Source organism: Streptomyces sp. NPDC086077, from assembly GCF_040686175.1.
Classification (GTDB): domain Bacteria; phylum Actinomycetota; class Actinomycetes; order Streptomycetales; family Streptomycetaceae; genus Streptomyces.
The window spans coordinates 1-24,736 of record NZ_JBFBJT010000093.1 but is presented as its reverse complement, the minus strand read 5'-3'; the positions used below and the strand labels follow the sequence as shown (position 1 = coordinate 24,736).

15 protein-coding genes, 1 tRNA gene and 3 pseudogenes are annotated in these 24,736 nt (G+C 66.7%); 11 read left to right on the top strand and 8 right to left on the bottom strand.

All coding sequences use genetic code 11. The features are described from left to right. Positions 1-134: 134 nt before the first annotated feature. A tRNA-Ile gene (locus tag AB0O67_RS24730) sits at positions 135-211 on the top strand. A gap of 590 nt (positions 212-801) precedes the next feature. Here the strand turns inward: AB0O67_RS24730 and AB0O67_RS24725 are convergent. Both AB0O67_RS24725 and AB0O67_RS24720 read right to left on the bottom strand, forming a co-directional pair. Then, entirely contained in the window at positions 802-1,299 is a 498-nt protein-coding gene (locus tag AB0O67_RS24725) for an HAD domain-containing protein (protein ID WP_365453846.1), read from the bottom strand. Next, positions 1,296-2,504: pseudogene (locus AB0O67_RS24720) on the bottom strand (IS256 family transposase). The gene AB0O67_RS24725 and the pseudogene AB0O67_RS24720 overlap by 4 nt, the downstream one beginning before the upstream one ends. Before the next feature lie 168 nt (positions 2,505-2,672). Between AB0O67_RS24720 and AB0O67_RS24715 the strand changes: the two are divergent. Continuing rightward, positions 2,673-3,107: a DUF5959 family protein gene (locus AB0O67_RS24715; protein ID WP_365453843.1), complete on the top strand. Its 435-nt coding sequence runs from the start codon at positions 2,673-2,675 to the stop codon at positions 3,105-3,107. Between the two features lie 187 nt (positions 3,108-3,294). Here AB0O67_RS24715 and AB0O67_RS24710 read toward each other — a convergent pair. The 3 genes and pseudogenes from AB0O67_RS24710 to AB0O67_RS24700 form a co-directional block, all read right to left on the bottom strand. Continuing rightward, positions 3,295-3,426, bottom strand: a pseudogene (locus tag AB0O67_RS24710) (IS256 family transposase); the annotation flags it as partial. Positions 3,427-4,209: 783 nt separating this feature from the next. Further along, positions 4,210-4,731 carry a hypothetical protein gene (locus AB0O67_RS24705; RefSeq protein ID WP_365453840.1) on the bottom strand — a complete coding sequence of 174 codons (522 nt, stop codon included), beginning with the start codon at positions 4,729-4,731 and terminating at the stop codon, positions 4,210-4,212. A 236-nt stretch (positions 4,732-4,967) separates the two neighbouring features. Next, the gene (locus AB0O67_RS24700) at positions 4,968-5,357 is read right to left on the bottom strand and encodes a hypothetical protein (RefSeq protein ID WP_365453837.1); all 390 of its coding nucleotides are present in this window, start codon (positions 5,355-5,357) and stop codon (positions 4,968-4,970) included. Positions 5,358-5,749: 392 nt separating this feature from the next. On the opposite strand from AB0O67_RS24700, the gene AB0O67_RS24695 reads away from it, so the two are divergent. The 6 genes from AB0O67_RS24695 to lepB (AB0O67_RS24670) all read left to right on the top strand — a co-directional run bounded on the left by AB0O67_RS24695 (position 5,750) and on the right by lepB (AB0O67_RS24670) (position 18,207). Further along, positions 5,750-14,449 carry a DNRLRE domain-containing protein gene (locus tag AB0O67_RS24695; RefSeq protein ID WP_365453861.1) on the top strand — a complete coding sequence of 2,900 codons (8,700 nt, stop codon included), beginning with the start codon at positions 5,750-5,752 and terminating at the stop codon, positions 14,447-14,449. An 85-nt stretch (positions 14,450-14,534) separates the two neighbouring features. Beyond that, entirely contained in the window at positions 14,535-15,047 is a 513-nt protein-coding gene (locus tag AB0O67_RS24690) for an SMI1/KNR4 family protein (protein ID WP_365453835.1), read from the top strand. A 66-nt stretch (positions 15,048-15,113) separates the two neighbouring features. Further along, a complete protein-coding gene (gene lepB / locus AB0O67_RS24685; RefSeq protein ID WP_365453833.1) occupies positions 15,114-15,710 on the top strand; it encodes a signal peptidase I in 597 nt (198 codons plus the stop codon). Positions 15,711-16,297: 587 nt separating this feature from the next. Next, on the top strand, positions 16,298-16,972 hold the full coding sequence (locus tag AB0O67_RS24680; RefSeq protein ID WP_365453831.1) for a hypothetical protein: 675 nt from the start codon (positions 16,298-16,300) through the stop codon (positions 16,970-16,972). Between the two features lie 90 nt (positions 16,973-17,062). Then, a complete protein-coding gene (locus AB0O67_RS24675; protein ID WP_365453828.1) occupies positions 17,063-17,590 on the top strand; it encodes a hypothetical protein in 528 nt (175 codons plus the stop codon). Further along, complete coding sequence (gene lepB / locus AB0O67_RS24670) at positions 17,587-18,207, top strand: signal peptidase I (protein WP_365453825.1); 621 nt, start codon at positions 17,587-17,589, stop codon at positions 18,205-18,207. Before AB0O67_RS24675 ends, lepB (AB0O67_RS24670) begins: the two co-directional genes overlap by 4 nt. 73 nt (positions 18,208-18,280) lie before the next feature. Here lepB (AB0O67_RS24670) and AB0O67_RS24665 read toward each other — a convergent pair. From AB0O67_RS24665 to AB0O67_RS24655, 3 genes and pseudogenes are all read right to left on the bottom strand, one after another. Next, positions 18,281-18,469 (bottom strand): annotated as a pseudogene (locus tag AB0O67_RS24665) (low temperature requirement protein A); the annotation flags it as partial. Positions 18,470-18,785: 316 nt separating this feature from the next. Further along, entirely contained in the window at positions 18,786-20,090 is a 1,305-nt protein-coding gene (locus tag AB0O67_RS24660) for a DUF4241 domain-containing protein (protein ID WP_365453822.1), read from the bottom strand. A 389-nt stretch (positions 20,091-20,479) separates the two neighbouring features. Beyond that, entirely contained in the window at positions 20,480-20,911 is a 432-nt protein-coding gene (locus AB0O67_RS24655) for a hypothetical protein (protein ID WP_365453819.1), read from the bottom strand. A gap of 822 nt (positions 20,912-21,733) precedes the next feature. Here AB0O67_RS24655 and AB0O67_RS24650 point away from each other — a divergent pair. The 3 genes from AB0O67_RS24650 (at position 21,734) to AB0O67_RS24640 (ending at position 24,510) form a co-directional block, all read left to right on the top strand. After that, a complete protein-coding gene (locus AB0O67_RS24650) occupies positions 21,734-22,363 on the top strand; it encodes an RNA polymerase sigma factor (protein ID WP_365453816.1) in 630 nt (209 codons plus the stop codon). A 23-nt stretch (positions 22,364-22,386) separates the two neighbouring features. Beyond that, positions 22,387-23,088 (top strand): hypothetical protein, encoded by a 702-nt coding sequence (locus AB0O67_RS24645; protein WP_365453813.1) that lies wholly within the window; start codon positions 22,387-22,389, stop codon positions 23,086-23,088. 660 nt (positions 23,089-23,748) lie between these two features. Beyond that, positions 23,749-24,510: a hypothetical protein gene (locus AB0O67_RS24640; protein WP_365453810.1), complete on the top strand. Its 762-nt coding sequence runs from the start codon at positions 23,749-23,751 to the stop codon at positions 24,508-24,510. The last annotated feature ends 226 nt before the right edge of the window (positions 24,511-24,736 follow it).

The following is a 24,736-nucleotide window of genomic DNA, read 5'->3' as shown; positions in this document are numbered from 1 at the left end:
CATGTCCGGTGGAACCGCCCGGGCCACGCGGGAGTCCTCAAGGTCACGTGAAGCCGACCATCCGGAGCAGGAGATCGTATGAGCGGCTATGCTGCGGCAGACGGCGCGTACAAATGTGCGCGACACGCCGCTATGGGGCGGTAGCTCAGCCGGTTAGAGCAGCGGACTCATAATCCGTCGGCCGTGGGTTCGAGTCCCACCCGCCCCACCAAGACGTTCTGACCTGCGGAAACGCCCCTGGAGGGCGTTTCCGTGTGTGGCGATCGCTTTGCGTCGGTGTGGCGAAACGGGCGTCCTTGGTCTGCCTCGCCGGGCCTGCGCCTTCTTGACCAGGGGCTTTGTGTGGAGCGTGAAAGTGGAGCCACGTCGATGATCCCACGGCGATCCCACGCCTCCGGAGTGTGGCACGCCGCACACCACGCCGAATATCCGCGCCTTTGACGGTGCCTCATCGGCCAGGTGGCCGGAGGAGTGTTGATGGGGCTTCCGGGGTCGGTAGCCGAGGCGGTGCGGGAGGGTCTGGTGGCTTGTGCTGATCAGCCGGTCAAGAGGCGGCTCGGTGACGACCGGATTCGGAAAGTGCGGATACCGAATCGCTGGGTCCCCGGTTGCCCGCCCCGTACGGAGTTCCTTGGGTACGAGCGCACCAGCAACTCACCCCGACTGACCGAGCCGTCCTGTGCGTCACGGGCACCTGGTACAGCCTGGGCTTCCGCGTCCTCGGGCGATGTTCACACCGGCAGCAGAACGAGGACCTGGTGGAGAGCAACTGTCAATTCCTGTGGATCAACGTGGGGAGCCTCAAGTGGCCCGCAGCCATTGATCGAGGACTGCGAAGTCTTCGCTGGTTAGGCCGCGGGACGACGCGACGCGGTGGAGGAAGGCCGGGGTGGGGTGGTGGGTGGACACCCAGTCCCGATCGGCGTCGGTGATCTCGTCGTCGACCCAGACGAACGGGCGTCCGTCCGCCCATGCCGCCAGGGTTCGGGTCTTCCAGTGGAGCCCGTACCACTGGGCCTCGCGTGCATGCGCGTCGGAGGGTTCCGGCCAGTGCACGACCGGCAGGGGCGGCAGGCCGAGCCGCGGTGCTATGTCGGTGTTCGCCGCCTCCTCCCAGGTGGTTGCCCAGACCAGCTCGCACGGCAGCGCTGCGAGGCGGGGCCCGACGCGCGGGTCGAGCCGCGTCAGGTGCGAATCTGTTGCGGTGCTTGACGGCTCGCGTTGCGGGCCGTCGCCGAACGGCAGGAGAGGTCCCTCGACGTCCAGGAACAGCAGCGGGCGTTCCTTGCGCTCACTCATGCCGCAGTCTCCTGCTCACGCTCGACTAGGACGCCGCGTTCGAAGCGGGCGCCGATGCGGACGAGGGCGACGAGGTGGGGTGCGGTGATCGCGCGCCAGCGGGTCTGGGCGGACTCGTCGAGCTTGAACACCATCGCCAGGGCCGCGGCCGGGCTGCCGGCGCCGCGGGTGACCTTGGTCCGCAGCTTTACCGTGCGGAAGGTCGACTCGATCGGATTTGTCGTGCGCAGGTGGACCCAGTGCTCGGCCGGGAAGTCGTAGAACGCCAGGAGTTCATCGACGTCGTCGGTGATCTTCTTGACGGCCTTGGGCCACTTCGCGCCGTAGGCGCGCCCGAAGTCCTTCACCGCCTTCTCGGCGTGATCGCGGTCCTCGGCGTTGTAGATCTCCTGCAGCGCCTTCTTCGCGCCGGGCTGGGCCGATTTCGGCAGGGCGTTGACCACGTTCCGGGTTTTGTGAACCCAGCACCTTTGATGTCTGGCCTGCGGATACACCTCGGCCAGGGCCCGCCACAGACCCATGGCTCCGTCGCCGACGACGAGCTCGGGATCGCGCATGCCGCGCCGGAAGCAGTTCCGCATGAGGTCGGCCCAGGACTCGGTCGACTCGCGCAGGCCCTCGGCGAGCGCGATCAGCTCCTTTCTGCCGTCGGTGCGCACGCCCATGAGGACCAGGACGCAGGAGCGGGCCTGGCCGAGGCGGACCTTGAGGTGGACGCCGTCGGCCCACACGTACACGTAGTCGGATCCGGACAGGTCCCGGTCCTGGAAGGCGGCGTAGTCGTCGCTCCACTGCTTGGTCAGCCGGGTCACCGTGGCCGGCGAGAGCCCAGCGGCCGAGCCGAGGAACTGCTCCATCGCGGGCACGAAGTTGCCGGAGGACAGACCGTGCAGGTAGAGCAGGGGCAGGACCTCGCTGATCTTCGGGGACTTCCGGCATCAGGGGGCGAGGATCTTCGACGAGAACCGCTTGCGCTCGCCCGTCTCGCCATCGACCCGCTTGTCGTTCACCCGCGGCGCCTTCACCGCAATCGGCCCGGCGGCAGTGGTCACCGTCCGCTCGCGGTGGTGGCCGTTACGGACCACCAGACGGTAACCGGCCTCATCCCGTTCGACCGCCAACTCGGCTATGAACTGGTTGACTTCGGCTTCCAGGGCCGCGGCGAGCATCCGACGGGCACCCTCACGGACGATGTCGTCCATCAGGGAGCCGCTCTGGGTGGTGCCGTCCTCGTTGACTACGCCCTCCGCGTTCCGCGAGGCACCTCTCCCGAGTCCGATCCACAGGTATTGAGCATTGCTCCGACGGCATCATCAGTGGTGCTGTCTAAAGTGCGCAGCATCAGCGCTGGATCGAGCACCCAGGGGTGGGACATGACGGAGCCCGAGCGGATCGCATTGTTGCGGATCACTGGTAAGTACGGCGGCAGTGTCGTGGTCGAGCTGAACGATTCCTACGCCCCTGGCATCCCGGACGTGAAGGGACAGCTCCTGGTCCACAACGACTTCGTGGCCGGTGTCCTCGAAACCTATGTCGATCCAAGAGACCTGGCCGGCTGGGCTCACGTACTGGACGAGGTCGCCGCGGGGCACGACGCCGTCTGGCGTGAGGCTGCACGAGTCGCCGAGATCGGCATCCGCCTGAACTGGCGGGAGGACGACCAGGACGGGATCACGGTCACCATCGCAGACCAGCAGAGGACCAGGCTGGCCCTCTCCCTCGAAGTGGACCGCGGCTGGATCGACGAGCAGCGTGCCCTTCTCGAAAGGCTCCGCGCCGTGTGGGCCCACTTGATCCCGGCGGACTGAGGAGTTTCAGAGGAGGTCGGCCCGTGTCACAGACGTGCCAGATTGCGCGAGGGCTCACGGAAAGGCGGCGGTCAGCGGGGCAGATGCCGCAGGCGCCGAAGTCGGGTTTACCCAGGTCAGCGAATCAGGCAGCGAGGTCTTCGGGGCGTTCGACGAGCTGACCGCCTTCAACGCATTCTCCAGTCAACTTGGCAATGTAGACCTTGACTTCAGCCTCCAGTGCGGCGGCCAGCATGCGCCGTGCGCCTTCCCGGACGATCTCATCCAGCAGCGAGCTGCCGCTTGCCGTGGTGCCGTCCTCGTTGACTACCGTAAGCACGGGCGTGCCTTCCCGACCGACGCGGCAACGTCGGCCTTGCTCGATGGCCTATCGATCGATCCATCGGGAAGGTACGCCTCCATCCGTCAGGGCTGATCCACAGGTATTGAGCATTGCTCCAGCCGTGGTCCTCGCGCCGCCAAGGCCGTTTTCGTCGCGGCCATCACGCCCGACCCGCTCGACCGGAGCCCCGTCGTCCGGCTCAGCGCCCGGGTCGCGAAGAGGGCCGGTGGCGCCATCGCCAGCACCGGCGGGCGCCGTCCGCGGGACAGGGACTGACTCGTGGTGACGGGCACGACCGCAGACCCGAAGCCGCGAGCGATCTCCGGAAGTCCTCGCGCTCGCCACGGGCCGGCGACGGCACTGAGGGCATCGGCGATGTTGTCGCGGTCTGCCCTCAGGCTCTCCTCCACGTCGCGAAGCCGCTGTTCCGCGACGCTGACCCCTGATCGCCGCCGGATCTGCGAGCTGAGCGGCGACCCTGCTTGCGGTGCTCTTGCGGCGTGGTCCGGAGCCGATGCCCATGCTCTGGTACCAGGTCCGAAGGGCCGTATGTGCTTGGACGTCGGGGATGATGGCGTCGTTCATGCACCAGGCGTACAGAACCACTGGGATCATCGGCCGGTGCGGCACGTGTGCGAGCGTTCCTGAGTTCGCAGCGTTTAGCTCATAGAACAGCCGGCGCTGCTCAGGTGGATAGACCCGCCGGTCGCTGCCCCGTTGCTACCTGCGGGACCGGGTGAGAACGGTGTCGGTGAGCACCACCTGGGCCGGCGCCGACGGTCAATGGGCCCCGAGATGGCTGGTGATCAGCGACCACAGTCGCTCGGATTCCTGCGGCGAACCCAGACCACTCTTGGGCAGGATCATCACTCCAGTTCCCCACACGTCCGGGGTGAGCAACACGAACACTCGCCGACCCTCGACGGCGCGCCCGTAGAACCCCCAACCGGTGTGGAGCGTGTGCCGCACGGAAACCGTCTGGATACCTGATTCATCAACTGTTACGCGGTGTTCGCCCAGGTGCCGGGCGTAGGCGAGCAGGGCTAGAGCCATCAGCCAGCGGAAGGCCACCAGGGAAAGCCAGGCGATGGCAAGAACCTTCCACAAACCCACGCCTGGGGCGTCAACGCCTCTGGTCAACAGGTTGGCGGTGATCACCGCGCCGAGCAACACAGCCGCTGCCCACAGGCCGCGATGCAACCATCGACCGACCGGGCTGTGTCGCAACTGAATCTTCAACCCGTCAGATATCTCCCGCCATGTCACCACGTACGTCAGCTGCACCGGCGCGTCAACGGTCATATGTCCTCCCTGGATTCTCTGGGCCGGGGATGTACCCTTTGGTGATCGACGGTGTGGGACAGCCAGCTGACCGAGCGCTCCGGTCGGCGAGTTCCTCTGGTACGGCGCCCGACTTCTGACCCGTCACCGCGCGACGGCCGTTCAATGAGGCGGTGCCAGCGCGGATCCGCGGGCCAGGGTCCAACCCCGCTGCGGATAAACGGAGTTCGCATTCACTCTTCCGCAGCGGTGGTGTGTCACTTCTCGCCGTCGCTGGTCGGTAGTTCGCCAGTGCACGTGGCCCGTCCGAACGCGCCCATGGCGGTGGCGCGCTGGACGTGCTTGCCGCGGATCGCCAGCGTGCAGGCAGCCTGTCCGCCCTTCTCGTCGAGGGCGATGGCGACCGTCGGGGCCTTGCCGAGGGGCACCAGAACCGACTTGCGCCACGGCAGCGTGACGCCCTTCTCGACCGTGGCCGTACCGGCGGTGCTGCGGGCGAGGTAGGAGATCTCGGCCCTCCCCGTCCCGGTGACCTCGTACATCACCTCGGCCGCCGGTGCAGCTCGCGGCTTCGGCTGCTCATCCGTGCTGAGCATGCCGTAGCCGACGAGGCCGAGGCAGGCCAGCAGGGTGATGCCGGCGATCACGAAACCTCGCCTGTCTGGCGGGCCTTCGGTGCCCGTTTCCTCGTTCTCCGCTTGCGCGGAGATTTCCAGTGGTGCATTTGACGGCATGGAAAGGGCCCGGATTTCCGTGAGATGGCAGATGAACCAGGTGGTTATACACCACGCCACCGGCCGAGTGCGAGCGAGCGGAAGAATCGGGCGAACCATACCCCCTTCGACTCATCGATTGTCCTTTATGTCTCAGGGGTTGACCGGGCGTCGCAACAGTGATTAGAAATCCCGCTGCAATGCCCGTGAGCTTGCGGTTCTTATCTTCCGCGCGATCACTCCGCATTGCCCCCAAGCTGGGCGGAAACCTCCGCACCAGCTCGTTCGGCGTGCCCATTTCGCGTGCAGTCGACGCGGGTGCGTCGATGCCGAAAGGTATTGAGGTGAAAGTTCCGTACAGGAGATATGTCTCCTGTCTCGTCGTATCGGCGGTAGCGGGCACGCTGTTGCCGCAGGTTGCGTATGCGGCGCCCGAATCACCGTCGAAGGACGACGGCAAGGGCGTCTTCGACACGATCGCGGGCTGGTTCTCGGACGACGGCGAGGGCGAGACGAAGCCCCCGGCCGGTGGGAATCTGGAGATACCCAGCCGGGAGAAGTTGCCGAAGGGCGAGAAGCTCCCGAAGGCGAAGCGGGTCAAGGAGCTGACCGACAGGCGCACGTCGCAGGCGCGCTTCTGGCAGTTGTCGGACGGCCGGATCGAGGCTGAGCTGACGGCCGTGCCGACGTCGTACAGGTCCGGGAAGTCCTGGAAGCCGGTCGAGACGACTGTGCGCGCCACCGGGGACGCGGGCTTCGACTTCGCCAACACCACGAACGCCGGCAAGAGCTGGTTCGGTTCCGACGCCGAGAAGTTCATGCGCTTCGAGGCGGAGGGCGGCGGAGCGGTCACGTTCGGCCTGTCCGGTGCCGGCGCGCTCAAGCCGGAGGCGAAGGGCGACCGCGTCGTCTACAAGGATGCGGTGGCAGATGCGGACCTGTCGTACCGGGTCGGCAACGGTCAGGTGAAGGAGGACATCGTCCTCAACGAGCGCCCGGCCGGTCCGGTGTCGTTCACCTTCACCCTGGACACCGAGCGCGGTCTGACACCGAAGGCCCGCAAAGACGGTTCGATCGCCTTCTTCGGCGAGGCTCCGGGTACTCCGGTGATAGTGATCCCCGCGCCGTACATGACGGACGCCAAGAAGGACCCGCAGTCGGTCACCGGCGGTACCTACAGCACCAAGGTCACCCAGAAGCTGACCCGGGACGCCGACGGCAAGGGCTGGAAGCTTACGCTTACGCCCGACGCCAAGTGGCTTGCGTCGAAGGAGCGTCAGTACCCGGTCGTCATCGATCCGACGATTACGATCACGCCGATCGCGTCGGTCTCCGAGGACACGATGGTCCTATCGGACCAGCCGGCGGCGAACTTCAACAACACCTGGAAGCTGGCGGTCGGCAAGACGGACACCGGCATCGCCCGATCGCTGATCAAGTTCCCCCTGAGCGAGATCCCGGCGGGGGTGAAGGTCGACGCGGCCCGGCTGAGTCTCTACTACGACCAGTCGCACACCACCAACGGCAACGTCGTCGCCCTGGAGGCGCACCGGGCCACCGGGGCGTGGAGCGAGGCGGGCGCGACGCCCGCGACCTGGTCCAACACCAGCGCGCTGGTGGGGGAGCTGTCCGGTACCACGGTGTCCCTGGACGACGGCGACGCCGGTACGGCGGCGGTCGGCGAGTGGCCACGAGCCACCACGACCGGCGGTGCGGCGACCAACGACGACTACGCCTTCAACAAGAACGCACTCACGGGCGAGTCGTACACCTGGCAGCCAAGGGTCCCGGAGACAGACACCTACCGCGTGGACGCGCACTATCCGGCGGCGTCGGACGCGGCCACGGCCGCCCCGTACACGGTCACCCACAACGGCGGCACCAAGAACTACACGGTCAACCAGAGCGGCACCGGTGGTGTCTGGAAGACCCTGGACGCGGCGGAGCTGAGCTTCGCCAAGGGCACCGCCGGCAAAATCGTCCTGGGTGACACGGGCTCGGCTACGACCCGGACGCTGGCCGACTCGGTGCGGCTGGTGAACCCCGCCGAGATCACCAAGGGTGCCTGGGACTTCAACAAGTGGCACGACTTCCCCGTCGCAGACACGGTCCAGAAGTGGGTGTCGGGCACGGCCGTCAACCACGGCTTCGTGCTCAAGGCCAAGGACGAGACGGCCACCGCCCCGGAGGGTGGCCCGCGCTACGAGGCGGCCGACGGCAACACCTACGGCGGTGAGACCTCCACGTACCCGCGTCTGACGGTGACCTACGGGACGGTCGGCACGTCGCTGAACTCGCCGACCGTGGTGCACTCCACCGGTCCGGAGCTCTCGTGGCCGGCATACGCCAACGGCAGCGGTGACACCGGCCTGGACATCGTGGAATACCAGCTGCACCGCTCCACGCAGCAGGTCTTCACCCCGTCCGCCGCGACGCTGATCGCCCCGATCGCGTCCACGGCCACCGCCTACACGGACACCACGGCGGTGCCGACCCCGGACTCCTCCTCCAGCGAGATCGGCAAGTCGTACTACTACCAGCTCGCGGTCAAGACCAAGAACGGGCAGCTCCTCGGGTCGCCGACCCGCATCGTGGGCATCCCCAAGGCCGGCCGGACGATGAGGATCATCCAGGCGGGTCAGGTCGACACCACGCTCTCCTCGCAGCAGCCGACCGTCAACCACGACGGCCTGGTCTCCGGCAAGGCGCAGACCTGGCTGAGCGTCGGCAACAACTCCGGCACCTACGGCAAAACCCGCGCCGCCCTGAAGTTCCCCACCACATCCATCCCCACCACCGCTACGGTGCTGGAGAACAAGATGTACATGTGGGGCGCGGAGACCACCAGCACCACCAACGGCGCGATCTACGAACTCCACGCGCTGACCCGGGACTTCACCGAGACCCAGGCCACGTGGAACAACGCCAACTCGACCACGCCGTGGACCACCGCGGGCGGTGACTTCTCGGCCGCCGTCTCCGACACCGTCCCGCAGATCACCGACGAGGTCGGCCGCCACTGGTGGGACGCCACCGGACTCATGCAGTCCTGGGTCAAGACCCCCGCCAACAACAAGGGCGTCCTGGTCAAGCTGAAGGACGAGACCGCCACCGGCCCCCAGGAACGCACCCTGTTCCTGTCGTCCGAGGCGTCCGACCCGCAGCTGCGGCCGTACATGCAGGTCATCTACGTCGATGCGACCACCGAGGACACCTACTACGCGCCGACCACCCCGGCCCGGATGACCCCGAACTCGCAGTACACGGTCGAGTTCACGGTCACCAACACCACCGCCACGGCGTGGGCGGCAGGTGAGCGTCAGCTGTCCTACACCTGGAAGCTGCCCGACGGCACGGACGTCACCACCGGCGGCAACCAGCTGTCCACCGCGATCCCGGCCCTGCTGCCGGGCAAGTCGGCGACCATCCAGGCACAGGTCAAGACGCCGATCAATTCGGACTCCGGCAACAAGCGCAACGAGTACGTGCTCGGCTGGGACGTCCGCAAGATCGCCGACGGCAGCTGGCTGTCCGCCGGCATCGGCGGCATCCCGTCGCTGAAGCAGAACGTCGCGGTGGAGGATCCCACCTCCAACACGCTGGGCATGGAGAAGTTCTACAGCTACACCGGCAAGAACACCGGCGCCGGGTCGAACTTCATGAACAACCTGGCCTCCGGCAACGGCGTCTGGCAGTACAACGCGATCACCAACCCCGGCCGGGGTCTGAGCACCTCCGTCCGGTTCGCCTACAACAGCCAGGACACCTCGGACACGGTCGCCGGCCACGGCTGGTCGATGCAGGCCGCGGGACCGATCCGGCTCGGCGCGCCGCTGGACTTCCACCCCAACCCCAACCCGACCGAGATCCGCCTCCCGGACGGTGACGGCACCACGCACGTCTTCCGCAAGCAGGCCGACGGCACCTGGAAGGCCCCGGCGGGCGTCCACTACAAGGTCACGATGAAGGCCGGCCTGGACTGCAAGCCGACCAAGGACCCGGTCCCGGACGCCTGGACGCTCACCCGCCCGGACGGCACCCGCTTCCTGTTCGGCTGCGACGGCTACCTGACCTCGACGGTGGACAAGAACGGCAACACGCAGACGTTCACCTACGAGGAGCGCAAGTCCAACAACAAGCCGACCAAGTTCCTCAAGTACATCACCGACCCGGCCGGCAGGCAGACCCTCACCGTCGACTACTGGACCAAGGGCCAGTCCGGCTACCAGTACGTCAATGACTCCGGCGTACTCACCACCGACGCCGGTGCGCTGAACAACTCGAAGATCTACGACCACGTACGCTCGGTGACCGACGTCTCCGGCCGGAAGATCGAGTTCCACTACACCGCCAAGGGCCTGCTCGGGCAGTTCACCGACGGTGTGGGCTCGACGCAGCCGAAGGTGTTCAAGTTCACCTACGACGCCACGCAGGGCAACAAGAACGTCAAGCTCGTCAAGGCCACCGACCCCCGCGGCGGCAACACGCAGTTCGCGTACTACGCGCCGCAGGCCGGTGACGACCCGAAGTACCACTGGTGGACCAAGACGATCACCGACCGTCTCGGTTTCCTCACCGGCTTCGCGTACAAGGCGAACACGGCGAATCCCGGGTTCACCGACACCAAGGTCACCGACGCCGAGGCACACGCCACGGACTACGTGACGGACGACTTCGGCCGTCCGGTCCAGACGACCAACGCCAAGTCCCAGGTCGGCAAGATGTCGTGGGACGCCGACAACAACGTCACGTATGCGGAGGAGGCCAACGGGGCCAAGACCGCGTACTGCTACGACCAGAAGACGGGCTACCCCCTGTGGTCGCGCGACGCGGAGAACAACAAGGGCGGTGTCCCGCCGTCCTCGGACTGCGCCCCGGGCACATACCCGGCGAACTCGCAGCAGTACACCTACCAGACCCGCCTGGACGGCTTCTCCGCCGACCTGTTCACCAAGACCTCGCCCGAGGGCCGCAAGTGGCAGTTCGGCTATGACTCGTTCGGCAACCTGAAGACGGTCACCGACCCCAAGGGCGTCGCGACCACGACAGCGGGCGACTACACCACCACGTACGAATACGACGCGTACGGTCAGCTGACCAAGGCGATCGACGCCAACGGCAACCCGACGACCAACAGCGAGTTCGGTCCGACGGGCTACCCGGCCAAGATCACCGACGCGTTGGGCAAGGCCACGTCGTTCGTCTACGACGAGCGCGGTCAGGTCCGCGAGACCACCGACGCGCTGGGCAAGAAGACCACGCAGACATACGACACCTTCGGACGCCCGCTGACCAAGGTCGTGCCGAAGGACCAGGCGGCCGGAGACCTCATCACGTTGTCGGCGCCGGAGTACGACGCCAACGACAACGTCACCAAGGCGACCGCGCCCAACGGCGCCGTCTCCACCGCGGTCTTCGACGCGGCCGACCAGATCGCCTCGGACACCGTGCCGAAGGACACGGCCACCTCCGCCGAGCGGAAGACGGTCTACACCTACGACAAGGTCGGCAATCTCCGGACGAAGACCGAGCCCAAGGGTGTACTCACCACGGGCGACGCCACCGATCACGTCATCACCAACACGTTCGACGAGATCTACCAGCTGACCGCCGTGGTGAACTCCGCGCAGCAGAAGATCTCGTACGAGTACGACAACGTCGGCAACGTCGTCCGGATCGTCGATCCGAAGAGGAACGCCACCGCGGACACGACCGACTACCTGTCCAAGACCGTCTACGACCTGAACCACCGGGTCACCACGGTCACGGACCCTGTCGGCAAGTCCGTCACGACGACCTACGACAAGGACTCCCTGGTCATCCAGACCAAGGACGCCGAGGGCAACATCACCTACGTCGACTACGACGAGCGAGGGAAGCAGAAGGAGGTCCGGACCCCCTACGAGGGGACCACGTTCCGCAAGACCCAGTACGAGTACGACCAGGTCGGCAACACCACCAAGGTCGTCTCCCCCCGTGGTGCGGCCACGGCCACCGCCGACGACTTCACCTCGCGCACCGAGTACGACGCGCTGAACCGTCCGGTCAAGCAGTACCAGCCGTACGACCCGGCGGACTCCCGCTACAACGACCCCAACGTCTACACGCAGACCGTGTACGACGCCGTGGGCCGCGTGACGAAGAAGTCGATGCCCCCGTCGGAGGGCCAGACGGTCCGCAACGACACGGTAATCGAGTACTTCGACAACGGCTGGACGCGGAAGTCCACCGACCCGTGGGACATCGCGACCACGTACGACTACACCGAGCTCGGGCAGCAGAAGGCCCGCACGCTGACGTCGGCGGGCGGCTCCTCCGACCGCACCATGACCTGGTCGTACTACCCCGACGGCAAGCTCAAGTCCAAGGCGGACGACGGCGTGCCGGTGGGCAAGTCGGTGGTCCTGGTGGACAACTCCGACAGCCAGCACACCTCGGCCACCGGTACGTGGGCCAAGGGCGACGTCACCGGGCAGCAGGGCTACGACCACCGCACGCACGCGGCCGGTACGGGCACGGACGCCTTCACGTGGACGCTCAACGTCCCCAAGGACGGCACGTACACCGCGTACGTGAAGTACCCGAAGGTGACGGGTGCCGCGACCACGGCGAGGTACACCCTTTCGCAGGGTGCCACCACGAATCCCGCGGTGACCAAGGACCAGAACGCCGCGACCGGCACCTGGGTCCAGCTCGGCTCGTACACCCTTAAGCAGGGCAACGACGCCCGTCTGAAGCTCGAGCAGAACAGCGGCGGCATCGTGGTCGCCGACGGTGTGAAGCTGGTGCGTGACACGTCTGGCGAGACGGACTCCGAAAAGAAGTCCTTCGCCTACGCCTACGACGTGAACGGCAACCTGACCTCGATCGACGACACCTCGTCGGGCGCCAAGGTCGACGCCTACACCATGGTCTACAGCGGCCTGAACCAGGTCGCCAAGGTCACCGAAGCGCTCGCCGGGACGGAGAAGAAGTCCACGTCGTACACGTACGACGCCAACGGCAAGCCGGAGACCATCACCCACCCCGACCAGTTCTCCAAGTACACCTACGACCTTCGGGATCTGGTCAAGACCGTCTCGGTCGGCAAGTCGTCCACGGACGCCTCGCCGAAGGTGACCTCGTACACGTACACCGACCGTGGTCTGAAGCTCCAGGAGACCAAGAACAACAAGAACACGGTCGACTACACCTACTACCTCAACGGTGCCGTCAATACGAGCGTCGAGAAGAAGCCGAACGGCACCCTCGTCTCCTCGCACACCTACGCCTACGACCCCAACGGGAACAAGGCGCAGGACGTCGCGAAGAAGATGAACGCCGACAGCACCTCGGCCTATCTCGAGTCGACCACCGACTACACCTACGACCCCGCGAACCGGCTCGCCAAGTCGGTCAAGACCGGTAACGGTGCGGGCACCGAGACGTACGTCCACGACGACAACGCGAACGTGGTCAGCCAGACGGTCAAGGGAACGTCCACGACGTACACCTACGACCGCAACCGGCTGGTCTCCGCGACCGCCGGCGGTTCGGCGGCCACGTACAACTACGACCCGTTCGGCCGTCAGGAGTCCGTCACCGGCGGTGGCCAGGTCATCGAACGATCGGTGTACGACGGCTTCGACCATGTCGTCGAGTCCCAGAAGATGGACGACGCGGGCTCGCTGAAGTCCACCACGTACACCTTCGACCCGCTCGACCGCACGGCGTCCAAGACGGCCGACGGCAAGACCACCGACTTCACCTACCTCGGCCTGTCGTCCGAGGTGCTCAGCGAAGAAGTCGTCGGTGAGCTGGCGAAGTCGTACCAGTACAGCCCGTGGGGCGAGCGTCTTTCCCAGGTCAAGCACAACACCGACGGCACCAGCGAGGACGGCTACTACGGCTACAACTCGCACACCGACGTCGAGACGCTGACCGACAAGGACGGCAACTCCAAGGCCACCTACGGCTACACCGCCTACGGGTCGAACGACGAATCCGAGTTCACCGGTATCGACAAGCCCGACGCCGGCGACCCGACCAAGGAGACCTACAACCCCTACCGCTACAACTCGAAGCGGTGGGACTCCCACGCCGGTACCTACGACATGGGCTTCCGGGACTACAACCCCGGTCTCAACCGGTTCACCAGCCGGGACATGTACAACGGTGCCCTCGCGGACATGGGGCTCGGTTCCGATCCGTACACCGGAAACCGTTACGCCTTCACCGGCGGAAACCCCACGAGTTTCGTCGAGCTGGACGGCCACATATTCGGCTGTGACTGGTGCGGCGACGTCCTCGACACGATCGGGGACGTCGCCACCGGCACGGTGAAGAAGGCGGGGGGCGGCTGGAAGACCGTCGCCGACACCTTCCTCACGGGAATCGGCTGGTACAACGAGACGGCCCCCAACGGGTACGAGTCCGAGTACACGGGCAACCGCAGCAAGGGACGGCTCGTCGAGCCCGACGGGCAGTGGGACTGGGTCGGGGGAGACACGCTTTTCCCGTTCCAGCAGGAATACTGCGAAGACGACGAAAGCGTGGTCTTCTATCAGGCTCTCGACAAGTACGACCGGGCACAGGGAGCGCGGGCCTGCCTCAACTCCGGCGACTTCAGCTGGGAGAGCGGAGAGGACAAGGTCGTCAAGGGGAATCCCGACTCCATGATCAAGGGAACTCAGGTCCCGCGACCCATGAGGAACTTCCCCGAGACCTGGACTCCTGGTTTCGAGTCCGGTCAGAACATGAACCGCGGTCACCTGTTGGGAAATCAGCTGGGTGGTAGCGGTACCGAGATGCGGAACCTCGTCACCTTGTACGCCAGGCCCAATCAGAAGATTATGGCGGCGTACGAGAACCAGGTTGCCGAGATGGTGGCCAAGGAGCAGACGGTCTACTACGAGGTGACCGCCAACTACACGGGGAAGAACGCCGTTCCCGACAGCCTGACCATCAAGTGGTTGAACCTGGACACGGGAGAAATGCCACGCGATCCCATCACGATCTGGAACACACCGACGGGGCTCAAGCCGTAGGTCGGTAAGCTGGATCACCGGGGGTGCAGGCGGGCATCGATCCTGATGTCCGCCTGCACCCCGCCCTTCTGTGAAAGGTCTTTACATGTGGGTGCAACGTATCCTCGAATTCACCGGCTGGGAGCCGTCGGCGCACTCCGTCGACTGGGCAGCGGTCGAGGAGGAGCTTCGCGTTCCTCTGCCGGCGGACTTCAAGCAACTGTGTGAAGGTTTCGGCGGAGGAACCTTCTGTGACTCCGTCGCTTTTCTCGGCAGTATGGAAGGGTCTCATTTCAATTTTCTCCTGCCGTGGCAAGCACCCCTTCCCCTTCCTGTGGAAAGCGGTCAGTACCAGGAGTACACGCCGGGCGGCAAGGGGTACATCACATGGGCATCGACGGAATGGGGTGCTGAATACTGCTGGCTTGTCGACGCGCAGCAGCCAGGTACCTATCCTGTCCTCGCGCGGGGCGAAGCCGGCGAGTGGTGCGAGTACGACATGTCGACGTCGGAATTTCTCTACAGGGTCCTGGCGGACAAGGATTTCCAGCCGTTCGGCATCGCGCGGTACGGCCTTGACCCGACGTTCCAGCCGGGCCCCGAGGCTCACGGCAGCTGACGGGAGGCGAGGAGGGTGTCGGCGCAGCAGCAAAACGCGGGCCGCGGACTGAGAATCGCCGCATGGGTGCTGGTTCCTCTGGGACTGGTCCTGGTGCTGGGCGCCGTGAGAGGGATCGTGCACGGCGGTGGCCTGGAAGGCGAGCGGATCACTGTCAGGGGCGACGCGATGCGACCCACATACAGTCCTGGCGAGCGGGTGACCGTCATGCGGGTCGGTGAAGGGGAGATACGCCGGGGCGACGTCGTCCTCGTCAGCGTGCCCGGTCGGTACGGGAACGCGCCGGCCCTGCAGCGGGTGATCGGCCTGGGCGGGGACCACGTGGAGTCCCGCGACGGTGTGCGGGTCGCGGTGAACGGCAAGCGGATCGACGAGCCGTACGTGATGCGTGACCCGCTCGGTCCGACAGGCTCACCGTACGACGTGACCGTGCCGGAGGAGCGCTTGTTCCTGCTGGGCGACAACCGGCCCGTCGCGAACGACTCGCGCTACTTCCTCGATGAGCAGTCGGGCAGCGTCGCGGCCTCCGACGTGCGCGGCCGTGTCCGAGCCGAAGGGGCCGTGCCGCTTGCGCTGTGGGCACTGGTGGCCTTCGGAGCCCTGCTCGCACTGGCCGGGATCGGATCGGGAATCTGGGGGTACATGACCAGGCAGCGCCCCTGACGGTTGGCGGTAACGACCTGGTCCGTGGCTTGGTCCGGATCTTGCGGGAGGGTCCGCCGACGGAGTCGGCGGACCTTTTCCTTTCGGAGCAGGTAGTGGGCCAGACGCGAGGATCCTGCGACAGCGTTGTTCGGTCTTTCGGCAGCCTCGGCGGTCTCGCCATGGAGATCATCGGCCGGCGCAAGCGGCGGGTGAGCCGCCCCCCGACGCCGGCCTCCGATGACCAGGGGACCCTGATCCTCAGCCGTTGATGCGCGTTCCACTGTCGACCGCCGGCTGCGCTCGGTGCCGCCTGTGGGCCTGCGTCCCGGTGCCGCACGGCGGGCCTGATCCACGTGGATGTGGCGGTGATCACAGCGCGAAGCCGTGATGATCCCTGCGCCCGTTCCGCTGGATTCCGCGAGGACCACGGAGAACCGGTGTCCTCTGAGGACCACGGAGGACCGGTGACCGCGCCGGTTCGCGTACGAGGGGTGAGGAAACGATGGACCGCGTCGGTCGGACGCTGAGAGCCTCCGAGATGAGTGTGCACGCCGCCGATTTCGTCTCCCGACGGTACGCGGTTCCTGTTCGGCTGCGACGGCTACATGACCTCCACGGTGGACAAGAACGGCAACACCCAGACGTTCACCTACGAGGAGCGCAAGTCCAACAACAAGCCGACCAAGTTCCTGACGTACATCACGGACCCGGCCGGCCGTCAGTCCCTCACCGTGGACTACTACAAGAAGGGGGACGCGTCCTACGAGTACATCAACGACCAGGGCGCGAAGGTCACGGGCTCGAACCTGACCAACTCCAAGATCTACGACCATGTGAAGTCCAAGACGGACATCTCGGGACGCAAGATCTCCTTCTACTACACCGACAAGGGGCTCCTCGGCCAGATCACCGACGGCGTCGGTTCCAGCCAGCCCAAGAACTTCACGTTCACCTACGATGCCACGCAGGGGAACAAGAACGTCAAGTTGGTCAAGGCCACGGACCCGCGCGGCAGCGCGACCAATCTGGCCTACTACGCGCCGCAGGCTGGCGACGACCCGAAGTACCACTGGTGGACCAAGACGATCACCGACCGTCTGAACGGCACCACGATCTTCGGCTACGCCGTGAACGGCACGACCACCAAGTTCACCGACACCAAGGTCACCGATGCCGAGTCGCACGCGACCGACTACGTGATGGACGACTTCGGCCGCCCGGTCGAGACGACGAACGCCAAGTCGCAGACCACGAAGATGTTCTTCGAGGCATACAGCTGACGTGGTGATGTGACCACGGTCTCCAACGCGACGGGGCGAACGGTATCAGCCGCTCGCTCCGTCGCCGACGTTTGGCGGAGTGTGGAAGGAATGTGGGTCGAGCGCATCGCCGCGGCCACGAGTTGGGAGCCGCTTCGGCTGGAAATCCCCTGGAACAGCATGGAACAGGAGCTCGGCTCGGCGCTGCCCGAGGACTACAAAAGGCTCGCCGAGGCATTCGGTACGGGAGAATTTTCAGAGTTCATGAGGGTGCTGAGCGTTGATGCCACGCGCCAGTTCGACCTGGCGCACATCTGGCACACGTACCTCGACACCAGCCCCGAGGAAGGGGCCGATCCCCTCCTCAAGCCGTACCACATGTACCGGCCCGGTGGTCGAGGCCTGTTTCCGTGGGCTTTCGCGGAGATGGAGTGCAGCTACTTCTGGCTGGCGTCTGCGGACGAGGACCCGGCGACCTGGCCGATCGTCACGCGGGGCAACCCGTACCCCTGGCACGAGGTGAGCATGTCCACCTCCGAATTTGTCTGCCGCGTTCTTACGGACCCGAAGTTCGAGCCTTTCTCCATCGCGCGACTGATGCCCGAGGCGGACTTCTACCCGATCGGCCCGGTGTCATGATGGGCCGGCGCCGACCGCAGCGCGCAGGTCGGATACTGGGCACTGCGGGGCTGGCCGCAGCCGCGGGCTCGATCGCGCTCCTCGGTACCGGGTATACGGCAGTCACCGTCAACGGCGATGCCATGGACCCGACATACCCGAGGGGTGCTCGTGCCTTCTTCGAGCGCATCGACCCGGGGGAGGTCAGGCGGGGCGATGTGGTGCTCCACCGGACTGAGGACCGTGACGAGAGCAGGCCGGCGCTGCGTCGTGTGATCGGCATCGGTGGTGACAACGTCCGTCAGAGCCCTGGCGGGCCGGTGACGGTGAACGGTGAGCCGCTCTCGGAGCCGTACGTGAAGGACGGCGATCCGTCCGGCATGGCTCCCGCTTACGACGTGGTCGTGCCCGAGGGGAGGCTGTTCCTGCTCGGTGACCACCGCGCGAACTCCAACGACTCCCGCTTCTCGCTCGACGCGCGGTCCGGCAGTGTCGCGGCCACCACGGTCCAGGCGCGGGCCCTGGACGACCACACAGGACTGCGCCTGCTGGCACTGACAGCGCTGTTCGGGCTGCTCGGCACCATGGGCGGGCTGGTGTCGGAGATCGTCTGGCGGAGAAGACGTCCTGTCCGATGACGACGTCCACATTGTTCGCGGCGGGCTGCTTTCAGCTCAGCACACGACACCTCAGAGGAAGAGTTGCCTTCGATGCACGACGTCGCCACTGGGACGCCATGGCCACCCGCATCACCACGTAGCCGAGCAGCACCAGTGAGAAGTCGTGGTTCTCGAAGGCCCGCGGGACCCCGGCCGCGAGCAGCACGACACCGGCCATCTGCAGCAGGGTGAGCGCGCGATACAGGGCGTTGTCGTTGTCGTAGGCCGAGGCGAACCAGGTGAGGGGGCCGTCCCTGAGCCCTGGCGTCCGCTGCCGGTCCCGGCACCGGACGCGGTGCCGGGACCGACAGCGGACGCGGTGCCGGCGCCGACGGCGGACGCGTGGCTTTGTCCACGAGCGAGGAGTCGTTTGTCGATGAGCGCGGGAGGCACTCCGAAGGCGGCCAAGTCGATGTTCGCGATTCGGGAGGCACCCACCGCTGACCTGATGGGTACATGTATCCCGGACCCCAGGCGCTGAGCGTTGTGCACCGTGCTGCCGAGATCGTCACCAGTTGCAACCAGGCTGGCGACTGCGGCCGCAGGCAGGACCATGCCTACACAGACGTATCGGTGGGGGTTCCATCCCGCTCCGGGAGCAGCTCGGGCATCCCCTCCACGAGCACCACTACGCCGATTACCTCCCCGGCCTTGGAACGGCCGACCCAGACCGGGTTGGTACCGTCCCCGGTCGTCGCGAAGGACATGAGCTCGCCGCCGGAAACCTCGTCCCAGGTGCGCTGCATGAACATGGAATCGTCATCGATGTCCTCGTACCCGTCCAGGTCCGACTCCCCCCGGATCAGCCCCCGCTCGAAGAGCGCGATAAGCGGCTCCCAGGCCCCGGCGTCGGCGAAGCAACCGGTGGCGCCGTCGGTGTCGAAGCCGGCTATCTGCTGCTCGATGAAGAGCCGGGGATCGTCTTCCGGACCGAGGGCCATCTCCCAGGTCGCTGCGGGGGTGTCGCTGACGAGCAGGCGGACGGCCGTGGGTTCCGTGGTCGTGACCTCGGCGTCCCGCCACTCGCAGTGGTAGCTGTAGCGGACCCGCGCCTCGTCGAGTACGTACTCCCCGGGCGGAACGGGGACCGTGATGCGCGGCCCGTCGCCGTGGTCGATGTCCGGGCCGGAGACGGCCAGCAGCCCGCTGGGTACGCGCAGAGTGCCGACCCGGCGCGGCTCCACCACGGTCATCTCGGGGTGGTACCCGTCGGTCACGCGCACCCCAGGCCGGAACAACTCGTTGATCGGCCCGGGCTGCGCGGGGCGCGGCGGACGCCAGCAGGTGGCGGGGGCGGCTCCGTCACCTGGCTCGGCTGCCTCGGCCACCTCAGCCGCCTTAAAGGCCGGCGGCTCAATGAGCCCGTGTAGCTGGGCCGAGAGCAGCGGCCACTTTCCGAAGGCGGGGCGGTCCATCCAGCGCTCGTCATCCCGGAGTCCGGGCGAGGTGACGTAGGAGCCCCCGTCCTGCCCCCGCCGCTCCTCTGTCCGTTGGCCCCTCCCGTCCGGGTAGAGGTCCACGGTGGTGCGTGGGCATGCCTTGTCGAACTCCGCCATCTCAGGGTTTGTGTAGTGCCAGTCGACGGAGTGGCGGCGTAGCAGCCGCGACGGGTCGTCCAGCAGCCGCATGTCCAGGTCGTATGTGCGGCGGCCGTGGGCGTCGTAGACCCACAGCCCGACGTAGTGGTCTCGCCAGGAGACGAGCTGGACTTCCAGCGGAGCCTGCCGGCCCGGCTCCCGGTACACCACCACGTACGGAAGCCCGGCGGCATCTCGCTCCCGGGCCTCCTCGACGGATATTGGTCGCCAGGGCGCGCGAGCCTCCAGGTCCCATGCCTGCGCATACCCCACCTCGACGACCATTGCCGCTCCTCTTGCTGCAACCTGCCTTGGTTCTGTGCTGAGCTGCAAGGTAGCCGCTACCTGTGACAACGGCCCTACTGGGTGAGTGGTGGGCCGGCTCCGGTGCCCTGACGAGGCCGACGGCGCCGCCATGCCGTACCACCGGGTCACCGACGAGGAGTGGTGGGTTCAGGACCCCGAGTCGAAGCTGCACAACTCCCTGCAAGGCGAAGCGGGCGCGCTGACTTCCGCACCGAGTCCGGCGACCACGGCAGCGAGCACCCCATCAGCTACCCCACGCAGTGCACCAAGACGCTCACCATCACATTTAACCGGTGGCCCCCCACCCCCGGCCGCGACGCAGGCATCTTCCCCACATCAACGGCACCGTCAGCATGGAAACGGTCATCTCACGCGATGTCCTTCCTGGTCCGACCGTGCAGCGTCAGATAGAAGGTCCGCAGCGATTCCCCGGGACCGCCGAGGTCGAAGCGGTTGTGCACTTTGCCGAGGGGATTCCAGACCCGGCCGTCCGGCATCCGCACCCCGACCGGATGGCCGAAGTAGCTGCGCTGGTCGGCGTCGAAGTCCACCCACACCGCCCCCGCCCGGCGCACGAGCACCTCACCGACATAGGCGCCGAGTCCAAACAGAGCATCCCGCACCTGCTCATGCTCGGCACCGCCCTTGCGCAGCCCGTCGATCAGGAAGTCCACGACCCGCAGGCTAGGCACGGAGTAGTCCAGCGGCAGCCGATTGCGGGCGGTGAGGCGGGTGACGAACCCCGAAACCCACGACCGCATCTCGCCCGCACAGGGGACACGTTCGTCCACTGAACTCATGGGACCCCGCCCTTTCGCTCGGTACGTAGGGAGATCTGCCTCCGGGAACTCCCGACCGATCAAGCGGATGTCGCTTCACCAACGTCACGCGTCACAGGCGAGTTGATCGCCACACAAGAAGGTCACGGCATACGTACAACCTTCTGGATTTCCGTTCGTCTGCCGCCACACGGTCCTGGGCTCGTCGAGCCACCAGCCGGAAGGAGGGAGCGGCGGGCCCTTTCACGGGCAGCTTCGGGCACAGGCCGTTGGGGGCGTGGGTCGCCAACACCCGTGACTGCGTCGCCATGCTGCGGCCGGGCAACGCCCCGCCCAACCATGTCGCCGACCACAAGCGGGTCCTGGCCGCCGCGTTGCGGCAGCTGCCCCTGCCGCTGTCCCGCTGTCCCACCCAGAGTGTCAGGAACACGCTCCGCATCAGTGGACGCGGATGGAGTACCAGGCTGGAGGCCGCAGGACGAATCCGGCAGCGGTCTCCATATACCCGCTGAAGCTGTGCCAACCGCGGCAGGCGCCCCTGCAAAAGGCGTGGACGCTCCTCAGACATCGCGTCTCCGGGGACAGCCCCCCACATGCGCCAACTAGGCCATCGACTGGCGTCGATCGGCCTCGAAGCCACTGCAACTACCCTGGACCCAGGCGCGTAGCCGCGTGTCCGAGGTGCCGGATGCAAGCCCACAACGTCCAAGGGCTGCTCGAACGCGTCACGGCCAATCAGGCACGTTCTGAAAGCACGTGACATTCTGTTCACTGCTGAGGCTGGCATGGATGGGGTACGCACGTGGCACGCCGTTGGCGTGAGAGTGGAACGAAGAGGGACGCGTGGCCAAGGGTGGGGACGGTGGGCGCGAGCCGGAGGAGTACGACGATGAACTCGGAGAGGCGGTAGCGAGGGCGCAGCGCGGTGACGAGGCTGCCTTCTCGACGGCCTACCAGCTTGTCCAGCCGCCCTTGCTGAGGTTTCTGCGGGGAATGGTCGGCGACGATGCCGAGGACGTGGCTTCCGAGGCATGGCTCGAGATCGCGCGCGACCTGAGCCGTTTCCGCGGGGACGGAGCCGGCTTTCGGGCCTGGACGGCAAGCATCGCCCGCCACCGCGCCCTCGGTCACCTTCGCCGGCTCAAGAGCCGTCCCCGCGCCACCTTCCTGGAGAATGACCTCGCCGACGTTCCGTCCCCCCATGACACCGCGTCCGAGGCGGTGGAGATCCTCTCCACCGAGCGGGCCCTCGCGCTGATCTCCGCACTTCCCCGTCAGCAGGCAGAGGCCATACTGCTGCAGAAAGTGATAGGTCTCGACGAGCCGTCCGCGGCCCGTGTCATGGGCAAACGCCCTGGCGCGGTCCGCTCCGCCGTGCACCGCGGACTCAAAAGGCTCGCCGCCCAGCTCGCGGTGCCCAGGAGCGAGCATGTGACGAATTCCGACTCCCAGCCGCTGGGAGATGCGAGATGACCGCCGACCGATATGGAGATGCCGTGAGCCGCGGGGGGGACCAGCAGGCGGCGACGGTGGACGACGTCCTGGCCGCGGCCGCGCGTACGGCGTCCGCTGCCCCGGAGACACCCGAGCGCGTGCTGGCCGCGTTCCGTGCGGCTCATGACGAAGAGGCCGGGAGCCTGCCGACCCGTCCGGCCGACGACTGGCGCCCTGCGCGGCCGCCGTCGCGCGGACGCTGGTTCAAGGCCGGCGCAGGCATTCTCGTCGGCGGCGTCATGCTGGGCGGAGTGGCCATGGCGGCGGCAGCGTTGCCCGTGCCCTCCGAGGGACCTGCCTCGGCACCCTCACGTCAGGCAGCGCCGTCCATGCCGGTCCCGTCGCCGCCTCGGACCGCACCCGACAGCGGAGCCGGACCGTCCGTTCCGTCGGCGTCGGGCGGTGCGACCACTGTCGACCGGCCGTCCACGGCGAAGGACCGGTTGGCTCACTGTCAGGCGTACGAGAAGCAGGTACGCAGGGGCGCCTCCATCGACAGCGCCGTGCAGCGGCGCTTGGAACACGCGGCCGGGGGTCCCGCGCAAGTTGCCGCGTACTGCGCCGGGGTGCTGGCTCAGTCGACGAGCACACCGACAACCCGGTCGCCCGAGGGGGGAAATCGCGGCCCCGAGCCGCAGGAAGGCTCGAAGGAGCGGCGGAACGGCCCGGCCGGGCAGGGGAAGCCGTCGCAGAAGCCGCAGTGAGGCGCTGACGGAGCGTCTGTCGAAGGGAAACCTGCGGCCCTCAGGGGCTGGACTCCGAATCCTGGACACGTGCCGCGCGGCCGGGTCCGGGCTGCTGATCGTGTATCGCGGGCGACGCGCTGGGCCGGAGGGAGCGGTCGGGAGCGGGAGGCCCGATCGGCGGGACGGGTGAGCGACCACCCTGGCGGCGGCCGTCGCAGGCTGTGGACGCTCACGTAATTCGGCTCGGTCGGAGATCTTGTGACGTCACCTGCCTGACCTGAGTATCTACCGGGTGTGCGGTTCAGGGGGTTCGGAGCGGTTACTGCCGCATTTATCCGGTGTGGTGGTCGAGTCGATCGAGCAGGCGGCCGGAACGGTCAGGTTCTGCGCTCACTGCGCAGCGCCTGGACGCGGTCACAGCCGGCCTGTCCACGCCCTGGAGTTCCGGCCAGGTCGAGGGACACGTGGCCAGAGCCAAGTTCCTCAAACGCATGGGCTTCGGCAGGGCCAACCTCGACCTCCTCCGCAGACGCATCCTTCACAGCCGGTACCCCACCCTCGGGTGAGCGAGCGGCTGCAGTAACCGGGATGCTGTCATGGTGATGACGGGCTGGGGCCTGCCTCGGTAAGTTAGCGATCTTCGGGCGGTGCTAACTCCCGGAGTCCTTGAAGGCGAACATGATGAACCTCGACCGATCCCGGGCCCGACTTCGCCTCGATGCCGCATTGGATGGCCTGGCAGTCACCTTCCGGGGGATGACCGCCCACCCCGACGAGCACAACTGCGACTGCCACTGGGGCAGCCCGGAAGATCTTGCCCAGCTCAAGGTGGCGGACACGCAGTTGGACCCCGACCTCCTGCAGCGCACATGGAAGGCCATCGACTGGAGCGATCCCGCCTCCGTCCTCCGCAGGATTCTGCCCCAGTTCGCCACGGCCCTCGTCAACGGGCTCATCGAGCCCCTCTTCGGCATGGAAACGATTGGCCGCTCGTTCGCACTCGGCCACTGGCAGCAGTGGCCTGCCGAGCAGGCTGAGGCAGTCGAGGAATTCCTGCACGCCTGGTGGGCGCACACGATCACTGATCCGGATCCCGCCGTACCCGCGTACGAGGTCCTCATACTGTGCGCCGAGGCATCGGGCGCGCTGAGCCCGTGGCTCCACACCTGGGAAGCACTGACCGGACCCGCGGCCGACCAGCACCTGGCCGAAGCGGCGGCACAGTGGGAGTACGACCTGCTCGGTGACCGACTTCCCTGGGACGCTTGGGAGAACGAGGAAGAGATGCGCGCCGAGCTGACTGTCTGGCTGGCCCGCCATGCTTCAATCCGGTTACGTGCCGTCGGCGTATCCGAAGAACTGCTTCACCGGATAAGGCTGCTCGGAGTCACCGGTCTTGACCGCTGGGAGGACCCGCACTGGCCAGGCCACCGCTACTGATCCGCCGAACGCACGATGCCCCCGACTGCGTAGAAGCAGGTGCGCCGGGGCAGGCCGCATCACACGATCTCCGACAGAGCACGTAATCCCCGGGCAGAAGTTCACGTAATTCCCCAGCTGCTGACGTGAACCGACAATGAGGCCGTCCGTGTCAGTCCCACCAGAGCACGACGAGAAGCTGCCGTTGGGATGCACCACGATAGAACTCGCGCAGGGCGTTGAAGCG

Bases quoted from the DNA above. Each gene is read 5' to 3' on its own strand.
- AB0O67_RS24725 (WP_365453846.1), bottom strand. From the start codon at position 1,299: ATGAGTGAGCGCAAGGAACGCCCGCTGCTGTTCCTGGACGTCGAGGGA.
- AB0O67_RS24715 (WP_365453843.1), top strand. From the start codon at position 2,673: ATGACGGAGCCCGAGCGGATCGCATTGTTGCGGATCACTGGTAAGTAC.
- AB0O67_RS24705 (WP_365453840.1), bottom strand. From the start codon at position 4,731: ATGACCGTTGACGCGCCGGTGCAGCTGACGTACGTGGTGACATGGCGG.
- AB0O67_RS24695 (WP_365453861.1), top strand. From the start codon at position 5,750: ATGCCGAAAGGTATTGAGGTGAAAGTTCCGTACAGGAGATATGTCTCC.
- AB0O67_RS24690 (WP_365453835.1), top strand. From the start codon at position 14,535: ATGTGGGTGCAACGTATCCTCGAATTCACCGGCTGGGAGCCGTCGGCG.
- AB0O67_RS24680 (WP_365453831.1), top strand. From the start codon at position 16,298: ATGACCTCCACGGTGGACAAGAACGGCAACACCCAGACGTTCACCTAC.
- AB0O67_RS24675 (WP_365453828.1), top strand. From the start codon at position 17,063: ATGTGGGTCGAGCGCATCGCCGCGGCCACGAGTTGGGAGCCGCTTCGG.
- lepB (WP_365453825.1), top strand. From the start codon at position 17,587: ATGATGGGCCGGCGCCGACCGCAGCGCGCAGGTCGGATACTGGGCACT.
- AB0O67_RS24660 (WP_365453822.1), bottom strand. From the start codon at position 20,090: ATGGTCGTCGAGGTGGGGTATGCGCAGGCATGGGACCTGGAGGCTCGC.
- AB0O67_RS24655 (WP_365453819.1), bottom strand. From the start codon at position 20,911: ATGAGTTCAGTGGACGAACGTGTCCCCTGTGCGGGCGAGATGCGGTCG.
- AB0O67_RS24640 (WP_365453810.1), top strand. From the start codon at position 23,749: ATGATGAACCTCGACCGATCCCGGGCCCGACTTCGCCTCGATGCCGCA.